The sequence below is a fragment of the Mucilaginibacter sp. UYP27 genome, from assembly GCF_040547175.1.
Lineage (GTDB): Bacteria > Bacteroidota > Bacteroidia > Sphingobacteriales > Sphingobacteriaceae > Mucilaginibacter.
The window spans coordinates 92851-99134 of record NZ_JBEPPE010000009.1; the positions used below are offsets into that span (position 1 = coordinate 92851).

Sequence of the window (6284 nt, forward strand, 5' to 3'; positions counted from 1 at the left end):
CATGAAAAAATTCTGGATAGCACTGGTGGTCATCATCGTATTATCATTAGCCGGTACAGGCATATTTTATTACCTCCGTTTTTTTGGGCCAAACGTTACCGATAAGCAGGAATACCTGTACATAAAAACAGGATCTACGCTTGATGACGTTTACCGATCGATAACCCAACAGGGCATTGTGAAAGACACCACTTCGTTTTTACAATCGGCCCAGAGTATGAAATTTATAAAGGTTAAGCCAGGCAAGTACCGTTTAAAAAGCGGCATGAGTAACCGTAACTTAATCAATATGCTAAAATCTGGCAACCAAGAGCCGGTTACGCTTGCCTTCCATAACATCAGGCTTAAGGATCAATTTGCAGGTTTTGTATCTAAGAAAATAGAGGCTGACTCAGTTTCGGTATTGCGCCTGTTAGATTCGGCCAAATTTGCCGAGCAACACGGCTTTACTACGGATAATATTTATACCGTTTTTATTCCAAATTCTTACCAGTTATACTGGAATACATCGGCAGAGAAATTATTTGATAAGATGTATGCCAACTACCAAAAATTTTGGACGGCGGAACGGAAGCAAAAAGCAGCAGCCCTTAAACTTACACCGCAGGAGGTTTCGGTTTTAGCATCAGTAGTTGATGCCGAGGCTTTGCGTGATGACGAGATGCCAACCATTGCAGGCCTTTATCTTAATCGCCTTAACAAAGGCATGAAACTGCAGTCCGATCCTACCGTCATCTTCGCGGTGAACGATTATACTATTAAGCGTGTGCTTTATCGTGATTTACTTACTAATTCGCCATATAATACTTACATGTATAAAGGTTTGCCGCCCGGCCCTATCATGATGCCATCGATAAATGCTATAAACTCGGTTTTAGATAATAAGAAGACTGATTATTTATACATGTGCGCCAAGGCAGATTTTAGCGGCAATCATGCTTTTGCTACTAACGAAGCCGAGCACAAGGTTAATGCCAAGGCATTCCAGCAGGCCCTTAACGACAGGAATATTAAACGCTAATGTTCCAGAACGCTACTAAATTGAGGGTTCGCTACGGCGAAACCGATCAAATGGGCTATATGTATTACGGTAACTATGCCGAGTTTTTTGAGGTGGGCCGTGTAGAGATGTTGCGCAGCCTGGGCTTAACCTATAGCGGCATGGAAGCATCTGGTATTATGATGCCCGTGCTGGAACTGAAATGCAAATACCTTAAACCTGCCCGTTACGACGAAGAGATCACCATAAACGTAATTATGGATAAGATGCCCGGCGTAAAGATCCATTTCCGTTACGAATTATTTAACGACCGCGAAGAACTGATACATCTTGGCGAAACATTGCTGGCCTTCATAAATATGAACAGCAACCGTCCCTGCCTGCCCCCTACCGATTTTATTGAAAAACTAAAGCCTTTTTTTAAGTAATTTTAGCCTTAATGAAATGGGCCCACAAATTTTTACTGCACTTTAAGTTTTACCAATACCTTACCGACTGGGCCAAAACCGTTTACATTCCCGGCTTTAGGCCTTTGCCTTTATACACGGTTGTTGTGTTTTTTATCCTTGAGATCCAAAAAACGTCGTTAGCTAACCGTGCAGCTGCGTTGGCCTATAACTTTATGCTGGCGCTGTTCCCGGCCATAATATTTTTATTTACGCTGATAGCCTACATACCAATTAAGGGGTTTCAGAAAAACTTGTTAGATCTTTTCGCTTTGATCATGCCAACAAATGCTTATAATGTTTTTGAAAGCACCATTGTAGATATTGTTTCCAGGCAAAACGGGAAATTACTTTCTGTAGGGTTTTTAACGGCATTATACTTTGCAACTAACGGAGTGAGCAACCTGATGCAGGCGTTTAACAAATCGTCACTGATACTGGAAACCCGCACCTGGTTAAAACGTCGCTTCGTAGCCCTGTTGCTTACTGTAGTAATAAGTATATCCCTCCTCATAGCTATCGTTATCATGACGGCCGGGCAGTCGGTAATATTTTTCATTAAGCATGAACTGGATAGTAAAGCAGCCTTTTGGACATGGCTGATAGCCCTGTCACGCTGGTTAATTATTATGGTGATATTCTTCACCAGCATTTGCATATTGTACCGTTACGGGCCTTCAAACAAGCGCAAATGGAAGTTTATCAACCCCGGCTCGGTACTGGCAACATCGCTGGCCATAGTAACATCGATAGGATTTACCTACTACACCAATAATTTTTCATCCTACAATACGGTTTACGGCGCCATTGGTACCCTTATCGTAGTGATGATATATCTGTATCTAAACTCGATGATTTTACTCATCGGCTTCGAATTAAACGCCAGCGTTGACCTTTCCAAGCGCACTATCCGTATCGAAAAACCGCGATTTAACACCTTCCGCATCAAAAAAGCAGAGGATTTGAGGCAATAACCTAATGGCTGTCAATCCATTACAATTAATTAAAAAAAAATTAACATCAAGTTTGGCAATTCGCCCCGGATTTGTACTTTTGTCCCCGGAGAGCTGGCAGAGTGGTCGATTGCGGCAGTCTTGAAAACTGTTGACTGTAACAGGTCCTGGGGTTCGAATCCCTAGCTCTCCGCCAAAAGGCAAACAAGAAAAATTACGTGATTCGTAGCGTATTTGTTCAAAACTTGCCAAAAACAGCGTCAGTTAAGCGTAAAGGCACTTTAGTTCTAGACTAACCTTTCGCAGAAGCATTTAAAAAGTGATTTAAGCCCTTTAATTGAAAGATTAAAGGGCTTTTTCTTTTCCAAAAACTACCAAAACTCGCATACAATCGCAAAACTCAATTGCGTCATTCGTAGAGTCTTTTCAAAATTGACCTAAAAAATAAAAAGACTCTACGAATGGCTTGTAACAAACTGTATAACAGCATGTTTACGAGGTGGACATCTTGTGATACAGCATACACAAACGTAATTTTGTTAACTTTTATTAATGTATCATGTTGGAAAAAAGCTTTGGATTAATGTTTTTCTTAAAACAACCTAAAAATCAAAATGAAACGCTCAGATCTATCTATCTAAAGATCACAGTTGACGGTAAGGCTACTGAACTGTCAACGAAGCGAAAATGTGAATTATCGCGGTGGAATACCTCCGCTGGTAGAGAAATTGGAAATAAAGAATCGACGAAGGAACTCAACTATTATCTGGATACTTTAGAGCAAATGGTCTATCAGGCTAAACGGTCATTGAATGATTCCGACAAGCAGGTATCTGCGCAAGCCATTAAAGATGTCATGAATGGTACAACTGAAAAACCCAGGATGATTCTGGATGTATTTAAACACCATAATGATCAAATGAAAGCTTTGGAGGGTATCGACTTCGCTCCTGGAACGATTGGCCGGTACGAGATCTCCAGGCAGCATACCAGGGATTTCATTAAATGGATGTATAAGTTGGACGATAAGCCAATTAAAGAATTAGATCATGAATTTATTTCCCAATATGCTTTTTGGTTAAAAACTGTGAGAAAGTGCAATCATAATTCAACAATGAAATATCTGGCAAACTTTAAAAAGGTTGTGTTGATCTGTGTAAAAAATCGGTGGTTGCCGGGTGATCCTTTTGCAAACTTTAAATTAACTAAAAAAGCGGTTGAGAAAGTTGCGTTGACGGAATCGGAATTAAAGCGAGTCATTGAAAAGAATTTCGATTCGGAACGGCTCAGTTTAGTAAGAGACATTTTTGTTTTCAGCTGTTACACAGGACTCGCTTATTCGGACGTAAAGAATTTAAAAAAGTCATCCATCAAAGCTGGTATCGACGGGAAAGAATGGATATTTATTAATCGCCAAAAAACAAATTCAGCCTCTCACCTGCCACTTTTGGCCCAGGCAAGAAACATTATGATGCGGTACAAAGAACACATTAGGTGCATTGATACGGACAATGTTCTGCCTGTTTTGACAAACCAAAAAATGAATGCTTATTTAAAGGAAATTGCAGATACCTGCGGAATAAAAGAAGAACTTACCTTTCACATTGCCCGCCATACTTTTGCAACGACAGTTACCCTCAACAACGGGGTACCTATGGAATCGGTGTCCAAAATGCTTGGACATTCCTCAATAAGGCAAACGCAACATTATGCTAAAATGCAAAATTACAAAGTAAGTAAAGACATGCTTTTACTGGAAGATGCTTTGATAGAGAAAAACTACCATCATAATTGATGTACGGGTAGGATCGTTGGCATTAAACGATCCTACCCTATGTTATTAGAAAAGTCTGGATATGTAGAAACATTTATACACGCAAGGCATACGATGCAACGCACAATTGTATTATAACGAAGGATTGAAGGATGAGCAAGGACTTGCTACATTGGAAGAGATTGTAAAAAAAAATAGTTGGTAAAGTTATTGCCTGAGATCGTTTGGTTCGGGAGAAGAAACCTCAAGAGCGGCCTAACTTTATAGAGGATTTGGCATTCGGCCAATTGATTAACATGGTGATAATGTTTCTATCCACTATTATAATCATAACGTTAAGTTGCAGGGCGCATAATTGCTTCACTTTTTAACCGCATTTATTGGGTACTATTGTGATTATCCTATACGTAATTCATCAAAGATTAATAGTTTAGCCTGTAGGAAATCCCCAGAGTTCACAAACGATATCTCAGCGCCACGTTTTTGGCGATGGCCTGTAATAAGCCGGGGGGATCGCCAATACTATTTTCAAAAACGTACCATTCATTCCGCTGATTACGTACTAAAGTAAACTCCTCACCTAAAAAGTCAATTTTTATTGTTTCGGTGTGTTTATCAATTTTACGGGTTAGCACGATATAGGTATAATCTTTCTTTTCAAATGTTATTCGTAACGGTAGACTCATGCATTGCAAAGATATAACAGACAGTAAACTACGAAAGCCAATTTTATGAACAATTGGCGTGTTGAATACCTGCAAATTTTTTAACCTTTCTTTGGCAATATTTCAATTTTACTGCCTGTATAGGAATCGTAAGTTGGTCGATAGATAATGTAACCATGCTCCACCAATTGATTTAAACATTTATGATATGTTGTTGTGCTTCGGAAATGAGCTTTCGCCATTAGTATTTTTCGGCTAACTATTATTTGCCTTTGGAAATCACTTTCAATCCAAAGGTCTATGAGGCAGGTGTACAAGCTGATGTGCCAGACGGTAATTCTGGAGTCATTTCTGATATGGGCACACAGCATGCCAACGTGGGATGTTTCAGGATACATATGCTATTTGGGTTTACCGATTATCATTTGATCAATATCGGTTGATTTGTAAAAGTGGATCCCACCTACCTTATGGGACTTAAGTTTGCCGGAGACCCTAAGATTTTGAAGCGTTCCGGTGGAAATTTTGAGTATTTTCCGTACATCGCTACACCTTAGCCATTCTCTATTTTCACTTTTATCCGTTGAAATTAAATCCTGTATATCGTTGAGCAGGGACCTGCGGAAAACCTCCAGGTCATCTTTGGTTACCATTTCTAAAGACATTGCGTGAATTATAATACGTATTGGTACTGACCTAATCGAGGTCAGTATATTAGTGATTAGCTCTAAAAATAAAAGCCCCCAAACACTCGTGCCGGGGATTTTCAGTCTAAACCTTATCACAATTAACCGGTGGATCGCCGGTGTCTTGAGTTTGCAAATTAATAATTAAATTCAATAATGCCTGTTGTACGCAGTATTACGACTATAGTCATTGAACCTGCGCCGGTACTCCCGCTCTTCGTTTAATCTTTTATAAAGCACGTTACACCGCCAGGCACAGGCACCGCAGGCTATGAAGGCAACTGCTAAACAGGTTAATGTTTCCTTCCTTGCCTCCGCCTTTTGAGCTTCAGTCATTTTATCCTTCGTATGCTTCCTTCCAACCGCCCCAAAAAAGGCGAACATGGAGATTAAACAGGCCAATAAAATGCTTCGTACGATCGCTTTCATAGTTATTCTTATCAATAAAATTACTAATTAAATTAGTAACTTACAAAACACTTACTTAATTTAATTCGTAAATATGGTTCCTTTTCCGTGCTGCTAAAACCCGTCCCCTAATCGTTTCTATGATGTCGGATCTAGCTATTCCCAGGAACCGGATCGTCGCATTTTCAGCATCCGTACTTTTTAAGGTTAGACACATCAGCTTGCAAATTTGCAGGATAATCGACTGGGTAATGATATAATGTAGGCTAAGCACCCAGCGCCTTGCTATATCACTATAGTAGGTTTCCATGTACTCGCCCCCGAACCGTACGTACACCTTCCAGCGTATACG

The 6284-nt window shown here is 40.0% G+C and carries 7 protein-coding genes and 1 tRNA gene; 6 read left to right on the plus strand and 2 right to left on the minus strand.

The annotated features are described in order from the left end of the window. Position 1 precedes the first annotated feature (1 nt). The 5 genes from mltG (at position 2) to ABIB39_RS20090 (ending at position 4194) form a co-directional block, all read left to right on the plus strand. Positions 2 to 1021, plus strand: coding sequence for an endolytic transglycosylase MltG (mltG, locus tag ABIB39_RS20070; RefSeq protein WP_354431965.1), 1020 nt, complete (start codon positions 2 to 4; stop codon positions 1019 to 1021). After that, entirely contained in the window at positions 1021 to 1428 is a 408-nt protein-coding gene (locus ABIB39_RS20075; protein ID WP_354431966.1) for an acyl-CoA thioesterase, read from the plus strand. The genes mltG and ABIB39_RS20075 overlap by 1 nt, the downstream gene beginning before the upstream one ends. Positions 1429 to 1439: 11 nt before the next feature. Continuing rightward, entirely contained in the window at positions 1440 to 2420 is a 981-nt protein-coding gene (locus ABIB39_RS20080; protein ID WP_354431968.1) for a YihY/virulence factor BrkB family protein, read from the plus strand. Between the two features lie 87 nt (positions 2421 to 2507). Continuing rightward, positions 2508 to 2595 (plus strand) — tRNA-Ser (locus ABIB39_RS20085). Positions 2596 to 2958: 363 nt separating this feature from the next. After that, a complete protein-coding gene (locus ABIB39_RS20090) occupies positions 2959 to 4194 on the plus strand; it encodes a phage integrase SAM-like domain-containing protein (RefSeq protein ID WP_354431969.1) in 1236 nt (411 codons plus the stop codon). A gap of 434 nt (positions 4195 to 4628) precedes the next feature. Here the strand turns inward: ABIB39_RS20090 and ABIB39_RS20095 are convergent, their stop codons facing one another. Further along, positions 4629 to 4859 carry a hypothetical protein gene (locus tag ABIB39_RS20095; RefSeq protein WP_354431970.1) on the minus strand — a complete coding sequence of 77 codons (231 nt, stop codon included), beginning with the start codon at positions 4857 to 4859 and terminating at the stop codon, positions 4629 to 4631. Positions 4860 to 5110: 251 nt separating this feature from the next. Here ABIB39_RS20095 and ABIB39_RS20100 point away from each other — a divergent pair, with 251 nt between their 5' ends. Then, positions 5111 to 5281: a hypothetical protein gene (locus ABIB39_RS20100; RefSeq protein WP_354431973.1), complete on the plus strand. Its 171-nt coding sequence runs from the start codon at positions 5111 to 5113 to the stop codon at positions 5279 to 5281. Here the strand turns inward: ABIB39_RS20100 and ABIB39_RS20105 are convergent. Next, the gene (locus ABIB39_RS20105) at positions 5240 to 5503 is read right to left on the minus strand and encodes a helix-turn-helix domain-containing protein (protein WP_354431971.1); all 264 of its coding nucleotides are present in this window, start codon (positions 5501 to 5503) and stop codon (positions 5240 to 5242) included. The genes ABIB39_RS20100 and ABIB39_RS20105 overlap by 42 nt on opposite strands. Positions 5504 to 6284 lie beyond the last annotated feature (781 nt).